This is a genomic window from Desulfovibrio inopinatus DSM 10711 (assembly GCF_000429305.1).
Lineage (GTDB): Bacteria > Desulfobacterota > Desulfovibrionia > Desulfovibrionales > Desulfovibrionaceae > Alteridesulfovibrio > Alteridesulfovibrio inopinatus.
In genome coordinates this window covers 81,220-102,874 of sequence record NZ_AUBP01000025.1, presented here as the reverse complement: position 1 = coordinate 102,874, position 21,655 = coordinate 81,220, and the positions used below count along the sequence as shown (strand labels likewise).

Annotated in this window: 22 protein-coding genes; 20 read left to right on the top strand and 2 right to left on the bottom strand. The window is 46.3% G+C overall.

Going from position 1 to position 21,655, the window contains the following annotated elements:
- The first annotated feature begins 15 nt into the window (after positions 1-15).
- The 20 genes from G451_RS0115060 to aat all read left to right on the top strand — a co-directional run bounded on the left by G451_RS0115060 (position 16) and on the right by aat (position 20,378).
- On the top strand, positions 16-822 hold the full coding sequence (locus G451_RS0115060) for a hypothetical protein (protein WP_027184911.1): 807 nt from the start codon (positions 16-18) through the stop codon (positions 820-822).
- Between the two features lie 12 nt (positions 823-834).
- The gene (locus G451_RS0115055; protein WP_027184910.1) at positions 835-1,497 is read left to right on the top strand and encodes an HAD family hydrolase; all 663 of its coding nucleotides are present in this window, start codon (positions 835-837) and stop codon (positions 1,495-1,497) included.
- 141 nt (positions 1,498-1,638) lie between these two features.
- On the top strand, positions 1,639-1,932 hold the full coding sequence (locus G451_RS0115050; RefSeq protein ID WP_027184909.1) for a YggT family protein: 294 nt from the start codon (positions 1,639-1,641) through the stop codon (positions 1,930-1,932).
- 111 nt (positions 1,933-2,043) lie between these two features.
- On the top strand, positions 2,044-2,376 hold the full coding sequence (locus G451_RS0115045; protein WP_027184908.1) for a DUF167 domain-containing protein: 333 nt from the start codon (positions 2,044-2,046) through the stop codon (positions 2,374-2,376).
- A gap of 26 nt (positions 2,377-2,402) precedes the next feature.
- Complete coding sequence (locus tag G451_RS0115040; protein WP_027184907.1) at positions 2,403-2,636, top strand: DUF465 domain-containing protein; 234 nt, start codon at positions 2,403-2,405, stop codon at positions 2,634-2,636.
- Between the two features lies 1 nt (position 2,637).
- Positions 2,638-4,329: a biosynthetic-type acetolactate synthase large subunit gene (gene ilvB / locus G451_RS0115035; protein WP_027184906.1), complete on the top strand. Its 1,692-nt coding sequence runs from the start codon at positions 2,638-2,640 to the stop codon at positions 4,327-4,329.
- Between the two features lie 11 nt (positions 4,330-4,340).
- Positions 4,341-4,820, top strand: coding sequence for an acetolactate synthase small subunit (gene ilvN / locus G451_RS0115030; protein WP_027184905.1), 480 nt, complete (start codon positions 4,341-4,343; stop codon positions 4,818-4,820).
- Positions 4,821-4,867: 47 nt separating this feature from the next.
- The gene (gene ilvC, locus G451_RS0115025; RefSeq protein ID WP_027184904.1) at positions 4,868-5,857 is read left to right on the top strand and encodes a ketol-acid reductoisomerase; all 990 of its coding nucleotides are present in this window, start codon (positions 4,868-4,870) and stop codon (positions 5,855-5,857) included.
- 113 nt (positions 5,858-5,970) lie between these two features.
- Positions 5,971-6,405: a hypothetical protein gene (locus G451_RS0115020; protein WP_027184903.1), complete on the top strand. Its 435-nt coding sequence runs from the start codon at positions 5,971-5,973 to the stop codon at positions 6,403-6,405.
- Positions 6,406-6,597: 192 nt separating this feature from the next.
- A complete protein-coding gene (locus tag G451_RS0115015; RefSeq protein ID WP_027184902.1) occupies positions 6,598-7,164 on the top strand; it encodes a DedA family protein in 567 nt (188 codons plus the stop codon).
- Between the two features lie 321 nt (positions 7,165-7,485).
- The gene (locus G451_RS0115010) at positions 7,486-9,582 is read left to right on the top strand and encodes a methyl-accepting chemotaxis protein (protein ID WP_027184901.1); all 2,097 of its coding nucleotides are present in this window, start codon (positions 7,486-7,488) and stop codon (positions 9,580-9,582) included.
- A 126-nt stretch (positions 9,583-9,708) separates the two neighbouring features.
- Positions 9,709-11,562: a methyl-accepting chemotaxis protein gene (locus tag G451_RS29680; protein WP_169727885.1), complete on the top strand. Its 1,854-nt coding sequence runs from the start codon at positions 9,709-9,711 to the stop codon at positions 11,560-11,562.
- Between the two features lie 255 nt (positions 11,563-11,817).
- Positions 11,818-12,180, top strand: a complete 363-nt coding sequence (locus G451_RS0115000; protein ID WP_027184900.1) for a response regulator — start codon at positions 11,818-11,820, stop codon at positions 12,178-12,180.
- A gap of 119 nt (positions 12,181-12,299) precedes the next feature.
- On the top strand, positions 12,300-14,426 hold the full coding sequence (locus G451_RS0114995) for a chemotaxis protein CheA (RefSeq protein ID WP_027184899.1): 2,127 nt from the start codon (positions 12,300-12,302) through the stop codon (positions 14,424-14,426).
- Complete coding sequence (locus G451_RS0114990; RefSeq protein ID WP_027184898.1) at positions 14,423-14,947, top strand: chemotaxis protein CheW; 525 nt, start codon at positions 14,423-14,425, stop codon at positions 14,945-14,947. Before G451_RS0114995 ends, G451_RS0114990 begins: the two co-directional genes overlap by 4 nt.
- A 163-nt stretch (positions 14,948-15,110) precedes the next feature.
- A complete protein-coding gene (locus tag G451_RS0114980) occupies positions 15,111-16,181 on the top strand; it encodes a protein-glutamate methylesterase/protein-glutamine glutaminase (RefSeq protein WP_027184897.1) in 1,071 nt (356 codons plus the stop codon).
- A 36-nt stretch (positions 16,182-16,217) separates the two neighbouring features.
- Positions 16,218-16,835 (top strand): class IV adenylate cyclase, encoded by a 618-nt coding sequence (locus tag G451_RS0114975; RefSeq protein ID WP_027184896.1) that lies wholly within the window; start codon positions 16,218-16,220, stop codon positions 16,833-16,835.
- Between the two features lie 193 nt (positions 16,836-17,028).
- A complete protein-coding gene (gene clpS, locus G451_RS0114970; protein WP_027184895.1) occupies positions 17,029-17,343 on the top strand; it encodes an ATP-dependent Clp protease adapter ClpS in 315 nt (104 codons plus the stop codon).
- Positions 17,344-19,665, top strand: coding sequence for an ATP-dependent Clp protease ATP-binding subunit ClpA (gene clpA / locus G451_RS0114965; protein ID WP_027184894.1), 2,322 nt, complete (start codon positions 17,344-17,346; stop codon positions 19,663-19,665).
- A gap of 14 nt (positions 19,666-19,679) precedes the next feature.
- A complete protein-coding gene (aat, locus tag G451_RS0114960; protein ID WP_034642427.1) occupies positions 19,680-20,378 on the top strand; it encodes a leucyl/phenylalanyl-tRNA--protein transferase in 699 nt (232 codons plus the stop codon).
- A 47-nt stretch (positions 20,379-20,425) separates the two neighbouring features.
- On the opposite strand, the gene G451_RS0114955 is transcribed toward aat, so the two are convergent.
- Both G451_RS0114955 and G451_RS0114950 read right to left on the bottom strand, forming a co-directional pair.
- Positions 20,426-21,013: an LOG family protein gene (locus G451_RS0114955; protein WP_027184892.1), complete on the bottom strand. Its 588-nt coding sequence runs from the start codon at positions 21,011-21,013 to the stop codon at positions 20,426-20,428.
- A 143-nt stretch (positions 21,014-21,156) separates the two neighbouring features.
- Positions 21,157-21,642 carry a hypothetical protein gene (locus G451_RS0114950; RefSeq protein ID WP_027184891.1) on the bottom strand — a complete coding sequence of 162 codons (486 nt, stop codon included), beginning with the start codon at positions 21,640-21,642 and terminating at the stop codon, positions 21,157-21,159.
- Between the last annotated feature and the right edge of the window lie 13 nt (positions 21,643-21,655).

Sequence of the window (21,655 nt, the reverse complement as noted above, 5' to 3'; positions counted from 1 at the left end):
AAAAGGACGCGCCTTATGCCTTCTTACGATTTCCCTTCTTTTCTGGTTCATGCTCCAGCGCTTTTGCCGGCTTTTGTATCTCCAGCAGTACAATCCTGTGCTCAATTCTTTGATCCTGGTCTTGAGACGACTGAACAAGAGAACATGTTTCGTCCTCTGGAACTCCCCATAGAGCCCAAGACGTTTCGCCAGATGGTGCGTGATTACGATACCCTTGCCAATCAAGTTTCAGATCCCGCACTCTTAGCTTCGATTTTTGGGGCACCGTCGAATACGTCCGAAGAGTCATCCCGCAATATCTTGGCTGCTCTTGAGGGACAAGCCTCTCCGGATAACGAAGAAACGAAACGACAAAACGAGCGTGTGGCCAAAGCTCAGCTTGTCTTGGGGCTCGGTGTGTTGCTTCAAAAGCGGCACCTTGAACTGGTTGAACTGGATTCTTCGTTTAATCAGGTCAAGTCGAAGTTTGAAAATAACCTTGGGATGGAGCAGGGCGATGCTCTGGGCGATGCTACCGTCATTCAGTCTGGTTTCGGTGAAGAGCACTTTGATATGCCGTGGGCGACTGTATTGTCGGCAATGTTGACATTGCTTCCCGAAGAAGCGGGCATTTTTGTTTCTGATCCTACGGTGATTGATGCATGGAAAGATTTTGGTGTCCAATTTGGCCCGCTCGATGATAATATTGCCATGCCTGCTAAATGTCGTGTTTCTGGATTACAAATTACTCGTGTTCCCGGTTATCATTTGCTTCTTCGAAAAAGACCCGTGGAAGATGTTACTTTGCTCAATGCTGAACGGGTCGTTGTCATTGCATCGTAAAGGAGGATTCCCATGTACGTGTGCAATCCCTTAGCGACACCTGATTTTCTCAAAAATCTCAAAGGCGTTATTTTTGATTGTGACGGTGTTTTGTTTAATTCTCTGGATGCCAATCGGCAATATTATAATCTTGTACGACAACGTTTGGGTTTTTTACCCATGACACCGGACGAAGAAGCATACGTTCATGTTCATACCGTCAAAGAATCTCTCGCGTATATATTACCTGCGGATAAGCTTGCTGAAGCTGATGAAGTCCGCCAAGATATCGATTATAGAGAGATTGTACCGTATATGCACATGGAGGAGGGCTTGCTTCCGGTTCTCAATCTATTGCGTGCCAAAAATATTAAAATGGCTATCAATACAAACCGGACAAACACCATGGAATTGCTCTTAACGATGTTTGATCTGGAAGGGTATTTTTTCCCCGTGATTACATCGATAAAAGTTTCTCGCTCCAAACCAAATCCAGAGGGAGTTCATCGCATTCTTGAAGCCTGGAAACTTGAACGTGACGAGGTCGGATATATCGGTGATTCGCATATTGATCAGGAGACAGCGCAAGCTGCTGGAGTCATGTTTTGGTCGTTCAAGAATCCTGAACTTTCGGCACAAATGCATATACCTGGTTTTATAAGCCTTAAACAGTGTTTACAACACGCATTGTCGTAACCCGATTTTCGAATAACAACAGGCTGTTCAGTATAAGCAGCGCCAAAAACCACTTGATTTGTCACTGTCGGTATGCCACATTTCGTCAAGGTTAATTGTTGTCCCTGAGAGTACTTCTCAAGGGTTTGCCAAGGAGATTGAATGGAGATCATCGGCAATTTTTTCGACGCTTTGGCTTACGTTATTAGCATCGTTCTTAATTTATATTTTTGGATTGTCATCATTTCGGCTCTGCTCTCCTGGGTACGTCCCGACCCGTACAATCCGATTGTTCGTTTTTTGTATGCTGTCACCGAACCGGTCTATAGGCGTATCCGGAGCCTTATGCCGTTTATCGTTATAAGCGGTTTTGACCTTTCTCCCATTGTGGTGATTATCGTCATCCAGTTTCTGCAGATTTTTCTTGTCAACACGCTACGTTCACTAGCTGTATAGAGTCAATGAACAAAGGGAACGCCGGAGTCACTATGCAGACGATGAAATTATACTTTCCGCTGTGTGTGCGTCGGTGTTCTGCGACAGTCTTGATAGGCAGATTGGGTGAAGATGAGTACATTAGACACAGAAAATACAACAGCGCGACCTTCCTTCGTCAGCAGAAATACTGACGGACGTGTTGTTCTGCGCGTTGTTGTCTCTCCCAATGCCAAAAAAAATGGGATTGTCGGTCTGCACCAAGATCGGCTTAAAATCCGACTCAATGCTCCTGCCGTAGACAATAAGGCGAATAAAGCGCTTGTCGCTTTTATCGCGAATCTTTTCCACGTTTCAAAGAATAAGGTGACTATTGTGCAAGGACAATTGTCACGACAAAAGACCTTGCACGTTGTTTCCAATACGGAACCGAATTGGGCCGATTTGGCCCCTTTCGCTAATTAACACAATCAACACAAGGAGACAGGACCATGGAACAACGCGATCTGGATCTTATCGCCAAAATCGTTGATGAGAACGCGGAACTCAAGGGCCTGTATGAAGAGCACATCCAGTTCGAAAAGATCCTTGAAAAGTACGAAAGCAAGCCTTTCCTCACTCCTGAAGAAGACCTTGAAGTCAAGGAACTGAAGAAAAAGAAACTTGCTGGCAAAACTGAAATGATGAGTCTTTTGGAACAATACCGCAAGGCGGAGGCGAACTAACATGGAATTGACCGGGGCCCAGATTCTCCTGGAAAGTCTGGTCCGGGAAGGTGTCGACGTTATGTTCGGCTATCCCGGTGGTGCGGTTATTGATATTTACCACCATCTCCCGCAGTATCCCTTGACGCATATTCTAACGCGTCATGAACAGGGCGCAATCCACGCTGCTGATGGATATGCCAGGGCCAAAGGGAAAGTTGGCGTATGTCTCGTCACCTCGGGCCCCGGTGCTACCAATACGGTTACGGGGATTGCAACGGCGTACATGGACTCGATTCCCGTCGTTATTTTTACTGGACAGGTGCCCACGCCGCTCATCGGTAACGATGCCTTTCAGGAAGTCGATATTGTCGGGATTTCACGACCGTGCACAAAGCACAATTATCTGGTCAAGGACATCAAAGAGATGGCTGCGACCATAAAAGAAGCATTTTATTTGGCCCGCTCGGGACGGCCGGGACCTGTTTTGGTCGACTTGCCGAAAGATATCCTTGCGTCAAAAACGACCTATCATTACCCAGAAACGGTTCATATGCGTAGCTATAATCCGACATATGAACCAAACAAGAAACAGGTTCGTCGGGTTGTCGATCTCATTCGAAAGGCAAAAAAACCGCTCATCTATGCAGGTGGCGGTGTCATTGCTTCCAATGCGCACGACGATTTGCAGTGGCTTGCGACTACCTGTCAAATTCCGGTGACGGCAACTTTGATGGGCCTTGGATGCATTCCGGGCGAGGATCCGTTATTTCTCGGCATGCTCGGTATGCACGGCACCTACACTGCTAACCACGCCGTCTCCGAAGCCGATCTTATTTTAGCCGTGGGCGCCCGATTCGATGACCGCGTCACGGGAAAAGTGACTACCTTTGCCAAGAAAGCGACGTTGGTTCACATTGATATCGACCCGACATCAATTCAGAAGAATGTTGCTGTCCATGTTCCCGTCGTTTCCGGTTGTCGTGAATTTTTAAGCGCTCTCCGGTCGGAAATCGAACCATGCTTGAAAGGCGATGACTGCTTGCCCCCACATAAGGAGTGGCTCGAACAGATTCATGAATGGGCAACGACCAAACCGTTGCACTACGAGTCCAAACCTGGAGTGATCAAGCCTCAAGCCGTTGTTGAATCTATTTACAAAATTACTCGCGGTGAGGCCATCATCACTACAGAAGTTGGCCAGAACCAAATGTGGGCCGCGCAGTTTTACAAGTTCAAGTACCCGCGAACGTTTATCAGTTCGGGCGGACTTGGCACTATGGGCTATGGTTTTCCCGCGGCTATCGGTGCTCAAATGGCTTTTCCCGACAAGCTCGTTATCGATATTGCCGGAGACGGCTCCATTCAGATGAATATCCAGGAAATGGCGACTGCGGTCTGCTACGGTTTACCCGTAAAAATTGTCATTTTGAATAATGGATATCTCGGCATGGTGCGACAGTGGCAAGAACTTTTTTACCAAGAAAACTACTGCTCGACTTGCCTTGATGTAGCCCCGGATTTCGTCAAATTGGCCGAAGCATACGGTGCTACCGGATTTCAGATCACCGATCCTGACGCTGTGGAAAGCACCTTGCGCGAAGCATTTGCACTGAAAAGCACGGTTATTGTCGACGTGTCTGTCGATCCGATGGAAAATGTTTCGCCCATGGTCCCGGCCGGCAAGTCTCTCACCGATATGATTCTGGTCTAAAAGGGGGGCACATGCGACATATTCTATCCATCCTGATGGAGAACGAACCCGGCGTCCTGTCACGTGTGGCTGGTCTGTTCAGTGGACGGGGATTCAATATTGAAACCCTCAATGTGGCTCCGACGCTCGAAGCGGGTGTCTCCCACATGACCATAACCACGACGGGCGATGACCAGATCATCGAACAAATCATTAAACAACTTCGCAAACTCGTTACCGTGATCAAAGTTATCGATTTGACGGGAACTAAGTCCGTTGAACGTGAGATGATGCTGATCAAAGTCAATGCTGAAGAAGGCAAACGAGCAGAAATTTTGCGAATTGTAGACATCTTTCGATGCAAGGTCGTTGATGTCGATCTTGACGAACTTACTATTCAGATCACCGGCGACCATGGAAAGATCGAGGCGATCATCAATCTCTTACAACGTTTCGGCATCAAGGACGTCATTCGTACAGGCGCTGTTGCTATGCGGCGTAGCATGCAGTAATGACCGAATTCCTTTTCTTGTCGAGAGTACTTTATTAAGGAGTAACAATGAAAGTTTACTATGACCAGGACGCAGACCTTTCGCTTATTAAAGATAAAACGGTTGCCATCATCGGGTATGGTAGCCAAGGGCATGCTCATGCGCAGAACTTGCGTGACTCGGGTATCAATGTCGTGATCGGACAGCGTCCCGGTGGTCCGAACTGGACTCTGGCCAAAGAACATGGCTTCGAGCCTGTTAGCGCTGCTGAAGCTGCCAAACAAGCTGACATCATTATGATTCTCGTCCAGGACCAATATCAGGGCGAAGTCTACAAAAACGAAATTTTACCGAACTTGAGCGCCGGGAAGTCCCTTGCGTTTGGGCATGGTTTTAATATTCATTTCAGCCAGATCATTCCCCCAGCTGACGTTAATGTCATCATGATTGCCCCCAAAGGTCCGGGACACCTTGTGCGCCGTGTGTACACCGAAGGTGGCGGCGTGCCGTGCTTGGTTGCCGTGCATCAAGATCCTTCCGGTAAAGCGCTCGATATCGCACTGGCTTACGCCAAAGGTATTGGCGGCTCCCGCTCCGGTGTTTTGCAAACTACCTTCCGTGAAGAAACCGAAACTGATCTTTTCGGTGAACAAGCTGTTTTGTGCGGCGGTGTGAGCGCATTGGTTAAAGCCGGTTTTGAGACGTTGACGGAAGCCGGATACCAACCTGAAATCGCCTACTTTGAATGCCTGCATGAGCTCAAGCTTATTGTTGACCTGATGTACGAAGGTGGCTTGGCCAAAATGCGGTATTCCATTTCCGATACCGCGGAATACGGTGACTATACCCGTGGACCTCGGGTTATTAATGATGAGACCAAAGCAGAAATGCGCCGCATTTTGAAAGAAATTCAGCAAGGTACCTTTGCTCGCGATTTCATTCTTGAGAACCAAGCCGGACGAGCTTCCTTCTTGGCTACTCGTCGTCTCGAAGCTGAGCATCCCATTGAAACTGTTGGATCGAAATTGAGAGACATGATGAGTTGGCTGAAGAAATAGTCGACTCTCTGTAAAAAAAGCCATGTCAGCAAGACATGGCTTTTTTTATGCTCTATTCTTTGCTAGAACGTCGCCTTGACGAGGCTGAAACATTGTAGCCAAAGGACTTTGAGATGACGGAGTCGTTTATTGTAGTCGCTATCGTGGCCAGTGTTGTTGTTATTGCTGTTGCGTTTTTCGCCCGCAAAGTGCGTTCTCCGCAGAAAGGCGCAAAGCCTCTGGTATTTTCCGATACATCTCGAAACGTTGAAATTCGTGTTTTAACAGAAGATTTAACGTGGGGATCTCAGGAAAAGTCTAAAGTGGTTGCTTTGCTGAATCGTAAAATATCTAAGCAAGGTATCGTTGGCGTTGTCGTTGAACTTCATATTGTTGATTATGGAGAGGGATCGCTTTTCTGGAAAATTGTGGCGCGATACCGCCAAGACGGTGAAGTACAACGAAAACCTTTTCAACCATTTGATACACCACCTGAATTTGATGAAGCTGTAAAAGCTCTTGGAGCAAAGTTCGATGCTTTTGCACAAACTTTAGCCCATGAACTGTAAGCTTTCTCTGTATTGAAACGAACTCTCGTGTATTGTCTATCGGCACCGTCTTCGCCATTAACGTAATATCATCGATTTCTCTTCAACATATTGACGAAGAACAGAGAATATTCACTTTGTTGTTGTGTGATGGCGGTTTTTTTTTAGCGTCCATATAGTATGGACAGACGACTTACAGAATAAAGGCGCTCCATGTTTCCGTCGTTGGAATATGTTATACAGACCTATGGCTATGCCGCTTTGTTTCTCGGTACCTTCCTTGAAGGTGAAACTATCCTCCTTGTTGCTGGTTTCTTGGCCCAATCTCCTGTGTATGGCCTTGATCTTCATCTTGTTATTGCAACTGCTTTTTGTGGAAGTTTGTGCGGTGATCAGTTTGCTTTTTATATTGGCCGATTCAAAGGGAAACAATTCATTAATAAACGTGAGAAATGGAAAGCTCGTGTTGGTACTGTTCATCGCATGTTGTCCCGTTATCACGAAATTCTCATTCTGAGTTTTCGTTTTTTTTATGGTTTACGTAATTTGACTCCTTTCATTCTAGGGACAACAGATATTAGTGGGAAAAAGTTTTTTCTACTCAATGCTATTGGTGCTCTCGTTTGGGCTATTATATTTGGATATTGTGGGTTCTTTTTTGGAAAAGTTGTCCAAGAAGTGCTTCATGATGTCCATAATGCGGAATTGATTATTCTTGGGATTGTCATCGGGGTTCTTTTGCTGTTTTGGCTGAGAAAGGTGTGGCGAAAGAAGAAGTAGTTTCAGTGTCTCTATTGCGTTAGTGAATAGAATTGTAAAATAGATCCATCAATCAATGTTGATTTTATTCTGTCGACTTATTGTTTATCGCATCTCGATCTTTCTCTCGATTGCTGTTTGTAGAGCTCGTCCTTGTCTGTTTATCTTGCCTTCATGGTAGAAGTATTAGTGTTTTTGATTGCCAAGTTTTAATGAGACCTGTAATAAAAACCACGTCGTTTAGATTCTTGTCTTGTACGCGAGGCGGACGATACGATTGCGAAAACTGAATTATCTTGCAGTGTTTTACGTATTGAACTGTCTTAACCCGGAGTTTATTCCATGTCAGAAAATAAGATCCGTTTAGGTATTCGACAGGTCGTCATAGGACTGTGGATTGTCACAGTGAGTATCCTCTCGGTTGCCTTCTGGTTGGATTTGCAATGGATGTATTATACTGCGGTTGCCGTAAGTGCTCTTGTTGCCTTTGGTGCAATCGTTTTTGCCGATTCGTCATCTCGCTCTTTGCTTGCACTTTTGGAAAATGTACAAGACGAGCAAACATTAAAAAATACAGTCCTTTCTGAGTGTAAAAATCTAGGAGTTTTAGGGCAGAGATTTGCTAGCGTTTTGGAAGTGACACTTGAAGAAATATCTTTTTGCCGTAATGCAATTAAATCGATTGGCATGCCTGTTGTTGTGTGCCGTAAAGATAATACTATTGCGTATGCCAGCAATGCGACAATGGATTTTTTGAAAAAAAAAGAGACTGATATCGTCGGAGTGAATGCTGGGATGGCATTTTATAATAAAAAGAATACATCGACGACTGAAAATGCAATTCATAGTAAACAAAATATGGTTACAGAAAAAGATGTTATCTTATGGGACAAGCGCGTTGTCCCCGCCAAAATTGCGGTTAATATTATTTCGAATACCAAAGGTGATGTTTTAGGAAGTACGGAATTGCTTGCCGACATATCTGATGTGAGGGAACAACAAAAAGAAGTATTGAAGCATAATGAACAAATGGTTGAAGCAAGCCGTGAAGTCAGCGACTTAGCACAACGCCTTGCATCTGCTTCTGAAGAGCTTTCTGCATCTGCTGACGAACAAGCACGAGGAGCTCGAGAGCAAAAAAAACAAACAGATACCGTGGCGACTGCGATGGAAGAAATGACGGCAACGGTTATGGAAGTTGCCCAAAATGCCGCTGTTACTTCAAGTGCTGCTGATGAAGCCAGTAAATCGGCAGCCCAAGGTGTTATGCTCGTCACAAAGGCCGTTGATGGTATCAATAATGTCTCACAATCGTCGGCAAAGCTTGGTGCGGTATTGGGACAGCTCAATAGTCAAGCCGAAGAAATCGGACGCATCATCAATGTCATTAATGATATTGCCGACCAGACAAATTTACTTGCGTTAAATGCTGCGATTGAAGCGGCGCGGGCTGGGGAAGCTGGTCGTGGGTTTGCTGTTGTTGCCGATGAAGTCCGGAAGCTTGCTGAAAAAACGATGGGTGCAACGAAAGAAGTTGAAGTTGCCATTCATGAAATCCAACAGCGTTCCAATCATGCTGTGGATACGATGAAGCAGACCGAAAAACAGGTTAATGAGAGCACCAAACTCTCCAATGGCGCTGGACTGGCGTTGGAAGACATCTTGAAAAAGATTGAGGATATGGTTCTTCGTGTTTCACAAATAGCAACTGCAGCAGAGGAACAGTCTTCCGCAGCAGAGGAAATTAATCAAAATATTGAAGAGATCGCACGTATTGCTCATGAAGCTGACGAGGGTGCAGATCAAGCCGCTCACGCGACTCGTGATTTGGCTGAGTTGTCCCAAGAGTTGCTCTCCATGAGTATGGATTTCTCTGCAGACCAGAACAAAAGCCAATTGATGCTCAAGTCGTCTGGCAGCGAAATGCGAGGTGTTTTGCCCAAAATGATGCAAGATTACGTGAAAGAGCGCTTCAATAAAAACATCTATGATCAAATGGAGAGCGCTTTGGGAAACCCGGTATTTTTACCGACTGCCAGTTATCCCGATACCGTGCTCCATCAAATGGCTGAAGTGCTCACATCGTTGACGGGGAAAAGCCAGCGAGACATCTTTATGGGCTTTGGTAAATTTACGATTCCTATGTTTTACAAGATGTACCGACGGTACTTTAAGGCTCAAACGCTGAAAGATTTCTACCTCCACATGAATGATACTCATACTCAGTTGACGAAAGATCATCCAGGGATCAAGCCTCCAAAGTTTACCTACGAAGATAAAGGGAACGTGCTTTTTATGAACTATCATTCAAAGCGGGGACTTTTTGATTATTTTGAAGGAATTTTAAATGGCGCGGCGGAATATATGAAAGAGCGGGTGAAAATTGTGGTGAAGCCGCTGGATAAAGATACGGCGAGAGCAGAAATTACTTTTCTCTAAAAAGATGTGGTGTACTCATTCTATGATGAGCACAGAAGCGAGGACAGTTTTTTTTAGGAAGTGTATTGATCTTTCGTACAATGCTAAGGCATATTCGTCTTTATGAAAGGAAAACATCTTTATCCTGTGCATACAGATACAAGCAATTCGCATGAACGTACTGAAATCATTTCCCAAAAAGAAAGTGCTCGTTTTTTTTCTTCTTGCTCACAGGCACTGGGAAAGCTTGAACACGCGTTGTCTCAAGCCATTACCAAACGGGAAGATGATTTTCTTGCTCTTGGAGAGGCACTTGGGCAGTTTCATGTTGAATCTACGGAACTTTCGGAGTTGGCCTCTCATGTTGTCGAATTGACATCTGGACCACGACTACGTGATGCCGTCGAGGGGTTAACCAACGAACTCGAACGCATGAGTGCGTTGAGTGAGTCAACAACAGGTCAAGACAGCTTGGTTGAGCTAGCTTCCATCGACGATATTACGAAGCATTTGCACAGTGCTATGGGTGAATTCAGCCGCATTGTGAAGCGGCTGAGTATGCTTGGTATTTCTACTCGAATTGAATCGGCACGACTCGGCTCGAAAGGAATGGGGTTTAGCACGCTCTCTGATGATGTCGAAAAACTTGCCGCGAATATAATTAAACACTCCGAACAGATTGTTTCACAAAGTAAGTCTCTGGAAGAGTTGATTGTTTCAGCCAGAAAACGCACAGAACTGCTTGTTGAATCCCAAAAAGGGTACTCGAAAAGCCTGATTGATGAGCTGATGCTTCATCTTGAGACGCTTATCGAGTTGATGGAACGCTCTGAAGCGTTGTCAGCCCGCCTCACACAAAATACCAAAGAAATTGCTGAAAAAATTTCGGATGCCGTTTTATCCATGCAATTTCACGATATCGTGCGCCAACAGGTTGAACATGTTGAAGAAGCCTTGCGTGATGTGCTCAATGTTATTCGTGATCCAAACCAGTTTGCATTTTCTCAAGGCGACATCGCGACGACAGAACGAGAAATCATCGCTTGGATTAAAGATGTATGCCAAATTCAGGTTTCTCAGTTGGATCATGGTGAAGCAAGTTTTGTTCACGCCGTCGATACCTTTCGCACTAACATTCAAGGGATTGCTGGGCATATTTTAGATATTGGGCAAGACATTACTGAACTGACGGCCTCCGGAGGACGTGAGGGAAGTCAAGTATTGGATCGTTTGGATAGTGGAATAGGGCGCATTATGGATGGGCTACGTGCATTTGCCGAGCAAGGAGACGATATTGGGCGCATCATGAAGTCCGTTGCCGGAACTGTTATTGATATGAGTTCTTTTGTTTCCGAAATAGAAGAAGTCGGTTCTGAAATTGAACTTATCGCGATCAATGCAAGCATCAAGGCTGCTCACACGGGAGAAGAAGGGAAAGCCCTTGGAGTTCTTGCCTCGGCCATTCAACAGTTGTCGGTTCAAGCGAGACGACAGACGGATGCAGTCGGCAGCGTATTGTCTGATGTTTCTTCTTCGTCAGATATTTTGCAGGCAAATGCAGAAGCCTATCATGATATGTCGCAAGTTGAGTCTATGGTTGCCACGTTGAAATCCTTGGCAAGTGATATCAAACAGGTAAAAGCCGAGGTCGATGAAAATTTTATACGGCTTCACGACAAAAGCGAGTACCTTGGTAGTGCAGTCAACGATGCTGCTGACCAAATTCATTTTCACCATGAGGTTGCACGAACTCTTTCTTCGGGAAGAGCCGTTCTTCAAAAGATTCTTGATAATGCGTTGCACCTTGTTCCTCATGAAACCGATGAGAACAGACCGGAACGTCTTAAAGAACTTCTCAAGCGGTACACCATGGAAGTGGAGCGTAGCATTCATGAAAATGCTTCAGGAGAAAAGTCAGAATCTGATGACATTGAGCTTTTTACGAGTGATGATTCCACTGACTTGCATGATGATCTCGGCGATAACGTGGAATTATTTTAATCCCTTTATGACATAAAAAATACCACCTCGCGATTGCAATCTGACGAAGACCGGTTTATATCATTGAACAAATCACTTCTTTTGTACGATTCCTACTCTCAATCTCAAGGTGGTAAATTGTATTCACGGTTTCGAGACATATGTGATACGGGTTGGCATTGAAGATAATGTAGAGGTGTCACGTTTGTTGCTCTAACAGAAACACTGTGAAAATCAGAAAACAAAGCGTGTCATGACGATAGGAGTTGTGGAGCAATGACAAAAACCATTATGACTGTTGATGATTCTGCAAGTGTCAGACAAATGGTAAAAATGACACTGCAAAAAGAAGGATATGATGTTATTGAAGCATCTGATGGGAAAGATGCTTTGGGAAAGCTCAAAGGAACGGTATCCATGGTCATTACTGACCTGAATATGCCGAATATGGATGGGATTTCGCTCATTAAAGAAATTCGAGGCATGGCTGCCTATAAGTTTGTTCCCATCATCATGCTGACCACGGAATCGCAAGCCGGGAAAAAGCAAGAGGGAAAAACAGCCGGTGCGACCGGGTGGATCGTCAAACCATTCAAACCAGAACAGCTTCTGGCGGTTGTGAAAAAAGTTCTTCGGTAAAGAAATTTGGGTCGACGAAAGAGGCTTCTGTTCTCCCAAGTTGATTTGTCTGCGTTTCTAACCCACCGACGTCCGAGGCTATTATCCTGGATACGGGCGGATATGAAGGAGGCGGCTGCATGTCCAATGACGATTTCTACAGAGAAACGTTCAAAGAGGAAGCAGCTGAGCTTCTTATCGAATTAGAAAACGGTTTACTGGAACTGGAAGACGATCCAGGTAATAACGACCTTATCAATCGCGTCTTTCGTGCCATGCACACCATCAAGGGTTCGGGAGCGATGTTCGGTTTTGACGACATTGCGTCATTCACCCATGATGTTGAAACTGTGTTTGATGATGTTCGCAATGGGTTATTGCCTGTTACCAGCAAGCTTCTTGATGTCAGCCTTTCCGCGAAAGACTATATTAAATGGCTTCTTGAAGACCCTGCCGCGGCCTATGATCAGCGCGGCAAAGAGATCGTCAGTCAATTTCATGCATTTCGCGAAGAAGGAACAGCGAAAGACGAAGAGCTCAACGAAGAGCCCGCTGATATCCCTCCAGCCAGTATAACCGCAGAAAATATTTATACATATCGTATCCGATTCCGCCCCAACCCCAATATACTGACGTTTGGGAGCAACCCTCTGTCGTATATTGAAGAATTAGTTGAAAATGGCATCCCTCAGATTTTTAGCAACGTTGACGCAATTCCTGATTTGGAATCCATAACGGAAGAATTTTGCTATGTATGGTGGGATCTTATTTTGGCTTCTCCGCTTTCCCCGGATGACATTAAAGGAGTCTTTCTCTTTATTGAGGACGACTGCGATATTAGTATTGAGCTTCTCGTTCGCGCAGATGAATTCGAAGAACGATCGACATACAAAAAACTCGGAGAAATTCTTATTGAACGAGGCGATATTGATGTCGAAACCTTGAAGCGTGTTCTTCAAAGTCAGAAACGCCTCGGCGATCTCTTAACCGAAGCCGGTTTGGTGTCTCCGCAAGTTGTACAGTCTGCTTTAGCAGAACAAAATACATTACGTTCCGCGTCACCTGGTCGACAGCGTGACCGAGAATCCGATGCTGCTTCAAGTATCCGTGTTGCGGCGGACAAATTGGACAAACTTGTCGACCTTGTCGGTGAACTCGTTATTGTTCAATCCCAAATTCGGCAGGCGGCTACGGCCAAGAGGGATCCCCTTATGAAGGGATTGTCTGAGCAACTCGATCGTCTCAGCGATGAACTTCGCGATTCCACGCTCGATATTCGCATGTTGCCTATTGGTACGACTTTTAACCGTTTCAGACGCCTTGTTCGTGATTTGTCTGCAGAATTGGGAAAAGAAATTGAGCTTGAAACTTTTGGTGCAGAAACCGAACTTGATAAAACTGTCATTGAACGACTTGTTGATCCGTTGGTTCACTTACTTCGGAACAGCATTGATCATGGCGTTGAACCTCCCGAAGACCGGAAAGAAGCAGGCAAATCGTCCGTTGGGCATGTCGTATTGAGTGCAGAACACTCAGGGGGAGATGTCAGCATTACCATTCGTGATGACGGTAAAGGCATGGATCCCCACGTATTGCGGCAAAAGGCTATTGCAAAAGGGCTGATAGCCGCGGATACGGAATTAAGCGATCAGGAGTGCTTTCATCTTGTTTTTATGCCGGGGTTTTCGACGGCTGAAACTGTAACGAGTGTTTCGGGCCGTGGTGTTGGTATGGATGTTGTTAAGCGAAGCATCGATGGATTACGCGGCGCTGTTGAAATTGAGAGTACAAAAGGTGAAGGAACGGCAATCACAATCCGTCTTCCTTTGACATTGGCCATTATAAATGGATTGCAAACCGAGACTGGGGGAGAGTATTATGTTCTTCCTCTGTCTGATGTGGAAGAGTGTGTTGAGCTGGAACATAACGAGAAATCCATTGATGGGCGTCAATTCATAAATTTACGTGGGGAAATTGTTCCATACATTCGTTTGCGTGATTGGTTCAATATTGCAGGGATGGCACCGCCTATAGAACAAATTGTTATTTCAAATGTTCATGGGGTACGGACCGGCATCGTCGTGGACCATGTTGTCGGTGAACACCAGACTGTCATTAAAAGCCTTGGAAGATTATATCACGATATTGCAGGTCTTTCCGGCGCAACAATTCAAGGCGACGGTACTCTGGCTCTTATCGTCGACGTTCCCAACTTAATCCGATCGGCGACTTCGACCGAACACGACTACGCAAGGAGCACGACATGACCGAATCTTCTTTCAATGACAATCAATATCTGACGTTTACTTTGGAACGCGAACAATTCGCATTGAATATTGGTTCGGTTCGCGAAGTTCTTGAGTTGACGAACATTACCAAGGTGCCTCGGACACCCGAATTCATTCGAGGAGTTATTAATTTGCGTGGTCGGGCTGTGCCGGTTGTCGATCTTCGTATGAAATTTGGCATGGGAGAAACGCAACGCACAGTAAATACCTGTATTATCATCGTTGAGGTAGAGCTTGATGGTGAACGTACCATTCTCGGGGCCTTGGCTGATTCGGTCCAGGAAGTCTATGAGATGGAGCCGGGAAGTATTGATCCTCCGCCTCGCATGGGAACCCGTGTCAAAGCTGATTTTATTCGTGGAATGGGAAAAAGTGGGGATCAGTTCATTATCATTCTTGATATTGATAAAGTTTTTTCTGCTGAAGAACTGTCTGCGTTTTCTCAAGTGGGCGGTTTGCAGGAAGACACGGCTGAACACGCTGTTGAAGTTTCTGTATAAGCTCGCTTGCCGTCATACAACGGCGGTCGTGGAGGGGACGTACGAATGGACGTTGCAGGAAAAAAAGCAAAACGATGCTTTTTGTTCTTTATGCAAATATTTGTTTTTTTCAAAGCAACGAGGTAGGTGATGCTTTCTCTAACAGCTCGATAAAGGAAACAAAATGTCAGCAAACACCATCAAAGTGCTTGTTGTCGATGATTCAGCGCTCGTTCGCCAAACATTGACGGAAATTCTGGATTCTGATCCTACCATAGAAGTTGTCGGTGCTGCTGCCGATCCCTATGCAGCAGCTAAAAAGCTTGAAACAACAGTTCCTGACGTCATTACACTCGATATTGAAATGCCCAGAATGGATGGGTTGACGTTTTTAAAAAAACTTATGACGCAGCATCCGATTCCCGTTGTTATTTGTTCGACGCTCACGGAATCGGGATCGGAAACAACTTTGCGGGCTCTCGAGTTCGGTGCCGTCGATATTATTCTTAAACCGAAAATTGGCACGAAGCAGTTTCTCGAAGAAGCACGAATTCGTGTTTGCGATGCGGTGAAAGCGGCCGCACGGGCCCGGGTAAAAAAAATCACTACGACGCAACTCAAAGTGCAACCCAAGTTATCCGCCGACGCGGTTTTGCCGGGTCCTAAGGGCAAAGCGATGTTTCAGACAACAGAGAAGGTTGTTGTCGTTGGCGCGTCCACAGGCGGTACTGAAGCGTTGCGTGTTTTTCTTGAAGCGTTGCCCCAGGACTGTCCAGGTATTGCGATCGTACAGCATATGCCTGAACATTTTACGGCCGCATTTGCCAAGCGGCTTAACGGAATTTGTCGCATAACGGTCAAGGAAGCGGTTGATAATGATACGGTTTTGCGCGGCCAGGCACTCATCGCTCCCGGTAATAAGCATATGCTTTTGAAACGGAGCGGGGCGCGATATTATACTGAAATCAAGGACGGACCTCTTGTCAGGCGACATCGACCCAGTGTTGATGTACTGTTTCGTTCGGCGGCTCGCTACGCAGGAAAGAACGCTGTCGGTGTTATCATGACAGGCATGGGAGACGACGGCGCGACCGGAATGAAAGAACTGAAAGATGTCGGAGCCTATACTATTGCCCAGGATGAAGCCACGAGTGTGGTTTTTGGAATGCCACAAGAAGCCATTAAACTTGGCGGTGTGGATAGAGTGCTACCTCTTGAGGCAATCGCTCATGAAGTCGTACGATCCTGCTCGTGAAGACGCTTGCTGGAAATATAAAGATTGAGTGACAATATGCATCTTGAAATTGAACGAAAGTATTGCATTCCCGGGTTTTCAACAATTCGAAAAGGATTGCGTGCTTTGGGTGCTGTAATGCATTCACGCATGTTTGAGGAGAACATTGTTTACGATACACCGGATCGTCGTTTGTGTACCTCAAATATGTTGTTACGTGTGCGTCAGGATGATCAAGCGCGCATTACTCTCAAACTCCCGTCTTCAATGAGCAGCGATCATTTTAAAGTTATGGAAGAGTTGGAAACAGTTGTTGAAGACTACGAAATCATAAAAATGATTTTCCATCATCTTGGATTTATTGAGTCATTGCGTTACGAAAAAATTCGGGAGACTTGGTTGATTGCTGAAGGAACCGTTGCCTGTTTGGATCATCTTGTTTTTGGCAACTACATTGAATTTGAAGGGGATGCCGATACTATTGAAAAAACGGCAACCGCGCTCGGCTTGGCTGATTCTGATATATTGACAGAGAACTATCACCAGCTCAATTGTGCCTTTCGACAGGCCCAAGGCCTACCCCCTGATGATAATTTTGTCTTTTCCGAACCAGAACGTTCTCGCCTGATTGCATCTCTTTCTGACAACAACAAGGATGTTGGTAGGAAAATCTGAAGGGCCAAGGTTGTCCCCAGTCTCTTTTTTCATTATTTATAGTGGCAGTGAAGAAACATCGGGATATGCTCGGCTCTGGCTGAAAGTACTCCCGAGGTCTCGACAGGCCTCGATCCGTTATTATTTGTAATTGATACCGACATCTCGATACGAGGCGCGAGCAATTCATGTCGGGATATGATCGGGAGGAAGAATGAGCGAGCCCTTTTTTGATGATGGTCTTGAGTCCACCACAGACGTCCGCGACGAGGTGCGTGAACCCAAGCAATACAAAGTGCTCCTCCATAACGACGATTACACGACCATGGAATTTGTCGTGCGAGTTCTTGTGCAGGTCTTTCGTAAAAGCGAGCGCGAAGCGACACAGATTATGTTGAACGTACACAATAATGGCGTTGGGGTGTGCGGAATATATACACAAGAAGTTGCCGAGACAAAAGTTGCCATGGTGCGTGATCTTGCCCAGAGCAATGGGTATCCCCTAAAATGCAGTATGGAAGAGGTATAAATGCTGAGTAAAAAGCTTGAAAGCGTTCTGACCACGGCTGTCAAGGAGGTCAAGCGCCGCAACCATGAGTACCTGACTCTGGAGCATCTTTTGTACGCCATCCTGCTTGAGGATGAAGGCAAAGATCTGCTGTTGAACTGCGGTGCGAATGTTGTTCGCCTCAAGCACCAACTCGAACGCTTTTTTATTGATCACATGGAAGTCATGCCGCAAAACGTTGCCACGGAAGTCGTGCAGACTCTTGGCGTTCAACGGGTTTTACAGCGGGCGATCATGCACATGCAGTCTTCCGGAAAAGAGCAAGTTGAAATTGGAGATGTGCTTGCCGCTTTGTTTGACGAGGAAGATTCATATGCTGTGTATTTTCTCAAGTCACATGGTGTAACCCGGCTCGACGTGCTTGAATTCATTTCTCATGGAAGTACCAAGGATGGATGGGCAGTGGAGAACGAAACGAATCAGAAAGGATCGGAAGCGTCTTCGGCCAAGTCCGGTTCGCCGCTCGAACAATTCACGGTTAATCTTGTCGAAAAAGCCAAAGCTGGTGACATTGATCCACTTATTGGCCGTGAGGGCGAGCTTGAGCGAACGGTGCAGGTACTTATGCGCCGGCGTAAAAACAATCCCATTTTCGTGGGAGATCCTGGTGTCGGCAAAACAGCCATGGCTGAAGGGTTGGCACTTCGTATAGCGGAAGAAAATGTCCCAAATGCCTTCTTGGAAACACAGATTTTTGCTCTCGATATGGGAGCCCTGTTGGCGGGTACAAAATACCGTGGAGACTTCGAAGCTCGTTTGAAAGGTGTCATTGGTGAGTTGCAAGGTATTGATGGCGCCATTCTTTTTGTCGATGAAATCCACACAATCATTGGTGCAGGTGCCACGAGCGGGGGCACGTTGGACGCATCCAATATTTTGAAACCGGTACTGGCCTCAGGGAAACTCCGGTGTATCGGATCGACAACTTACGAAGAATACAAAAATCATTTCGAGAAAGATCGTGCGTTATCTCGTCGATTCCAAAAAATCGAAATTGCCGAACCCACGGTGGACCAAGCCGTTGAAATTCTCAAGGGCTTGAAGTCCTATTATGAAGATCATCACGGCGTGAAATATACGGTATCGGCGCTGAAGGCTGCTGCTGAACTTTCTGCACGGCACATTAACGATCGCTATTTACCGGACAAAGCGATTGATGTCATTGATGAAGCTGGAGCACGATACCAACTTTCGAATAGGTCGTCCTCGAATAGCATTGGTGTTGCCGATGTCGAAAAAATCGTGGCCAGTATGGCCAAGATTCCGACGCAACGAATCTCTGCCTCGGATAAAAATCGACTGGAAAATCTCGAAAACGAACTTAAAAATGTTATTTATGGCCAAAATGATGCCATTGATCAGCTCTCCAAGGCCATCAAACGATCCCGAGCCGGTTTGCGGCAGGCAGGAAAACCCACAGGCAACTTTTTGTTGGCCGGGCCCACCGGTGTGGGCAAAACCGAGTTGTCCAAGCAACTTGCCGCTGTATTAGGTATCCATTTTCAACGATTTGACATGAGTGAATACATGGAGAAGCACGCTGTGGCTCGATTGATCGGCGCGCCTCCGGGATATGTCGGATTCGAGCAGGGTGGTTTGTTGACGGATGCCATCCGGAAGCACCCGTACTGTGTATTGTTGCTTGATGAAATCGAAAAAGCCCACCCTGATATGTTCAATATTTTGCTTCAGGTGATGGACTACGCGACATTGACCGACAACAATGGGCGAAAAGCCGACTTCAACCATGTTATCTTGTTGATGACCACCAACGCTGGAGCCCGGGAAATGGCTTCAAAGAGCATCGGGTTCGGAGGAGTTAAAGCCGAAGACAAGACCGGTCGCGGTCTGAAAGCGCTTGAGCGTTTGTTTAGCCCGGAATTTCGGAACCGTCTTGACGGTACTGTCTCCTTCAAAGCGCTTGATTTTAATGTCATGGAACAAATCGTGGACAAGTTCCTCCTGGAGCTCAACGATCAAGTGCACGAACGGAAGGTGAGCATCGAGTGCACAGAAGCAGCACGCAAGTGGCTTGCCGATGCTGGATATGACCAGGATTACGGAGCCCGACCGCTTGCCCGTGTTATTCAACAAGAGATCAAAGATCCTTTGGCACAGGCGATGCTGTTTGGTGAATTACGCAAAGGCGGACAAGTGCTTGTTGATTTGGCTGAAAATGCTCCGTCGCCTCATGACGAGCGCAATGAAAAGGACGGGCCAGCGGTTTTCACCTTTACCTTTTCTGGAAAGGCTGTCGCAACAAAAGAACCGGTCATTGCATAACTTTCGATTCATCGGTGTTGTATTTACTCAATAATAGCCTGGAGTTTCCAGAACCACAATTCGCTGAACCCGACGGTCTTCTGGCCGTCGGAGGCGATTTGCGGCCAGATCGGCTTCTTGCTGCTTACCGACGCGGTATTTTCCCTTGGTACAATGATAATAGTCCTATTCTCTGGTGGTGTCCTCACCCCCGGCTTGTTCTTGTCCCCAAAGATCTTCATATTGCAAAGAGCCTGCGAAAGGTCTTACGCAAGCAAGTTTTTTCCATTGGATTCGACACGGATTTTCACGGTGTCATCAGGCTTTGTGCAGAAACACGGTTGGATACCGGCGGGACATGGATTACTGCGGATATGAATCGCGCGTATTGTCGCCTTTTTGAATTAGGCTATGCTCACTGTGTCGAGGCGTGGGAGGACGGAGAACTTGTCGGCGGGATCTATGGTGTTGCTGTCGGTCGAGCATTCTTCGGTGAGTCGATGTTCCATCTGAAGCCAAACGCCTCCAAGGTAGCCTTGGTTCATCTTGTCCGCTTTCTTGAGCATCATGGATTTCACCTGATCGACTGCCAGCAAACGACACCCCACATGCTCCATTTTGGTGCGACGGAATGGCCGCGCCCGTCTTTTCTCAGGGCATTGGAGTCGGCAACGGTATTGGATCATCTCGCCGGCCCCTGGCATACCTGCGAGATGCCTGATTTCCAATGGTAAAATGACAATTGCGAACCGAGGTCTCGGTTCGCAATGATTGAAGAAGATTATGTTTTATCGAGGTCGATCCATTTCGATGCGCAGGGGGGGGCATAGTCGGCAAATCGTTGCAGCAGTGCTGCCGGTGTCGTCTCGGCAATAAGCAGCGGCGCCTGTGCTTTTTTGAAAAAGCCATTTTCAATCATATTGGAAAGAAACGTCTGAAGCGGATCATAATAGTCTGTGATATTGAGAAAACCACATGGCTTACAGTGGAGCCCGAGCTGAGCCCATGTGATGACCTCGCAAATTTCTTCAAGCGTTCCCATGCCTCCAGGCAGCGCAATAAAACCATCGGATATCTCGGCCATCGCCGCTTTTCGTTCATGCATGGAGTCAACAACACGGCATGATGTTAAACCGGGATGAGCAATTTCTTTATCATGGAGGAATCCGGGGATAACTCCATGAACTTCGCCACCAGCCGCCAGCGCTGCGTCGGCAACGGCACCCATCAGACCGACGGCAGCGCCTCCATACACGAGCTGAATATGTTGCTCAGCTAATAATCGGCCAAGCTCGTTCGCCGCATTCATAAACGCAGGATCAAACCCAGGGTTTGATCCACAAAAAACACAAACAGCAGAAAGTGACATAACCATTCCCCTCAAGGGGTATTATTGAATAGGGAAATATTCCCGTAACCAAGGTAAGCCAAAGCAGTGTAAATAATTCCGCAAACGATATAACACAAGAGAAGGAAACGCCTATTCAAGCCGAATAGCCGTTCCCTAACGTGTTATTCTTGATTGTCGATAATGGGCTTGTGTCCACTGAGGTCAAAAAAACCACAGAACGAGAAATCCAATGGATAATTCGGCATGGTGTCGAAGTTGATGAAACCAATGGACTTCCCTGGACTCAGTTCAGAGAGTCCTGCCAACCCCAAAGGAATGGGGAAATTGAGCGGGCAGGATTTAATTGACGCGAGCTTTTCGCCGTAACGTTCCTTAAGGTATTCTACGATGGCGTCACGTTCTTCGATTGTGAAGGCTTCGAGCAATACCCGTCTGCTACTTTCAATGTTGATCTCGATGTAGGGATCAACCGGATCACCGAGAAGGATGTCCCAATCATAGGCTTCGTCTTCTTCGGGATCCCATTTGGACCGAAACAAGTGGACATCAACGTCTTTGCGTCCTTTGAAGCTTTTGATAACCACGGTAATGGCATAGGCCCGGTCAACAGGCAATTCATAATCGGCCGGAATAATATCGATTTCCATTTTCGCCTCCTCG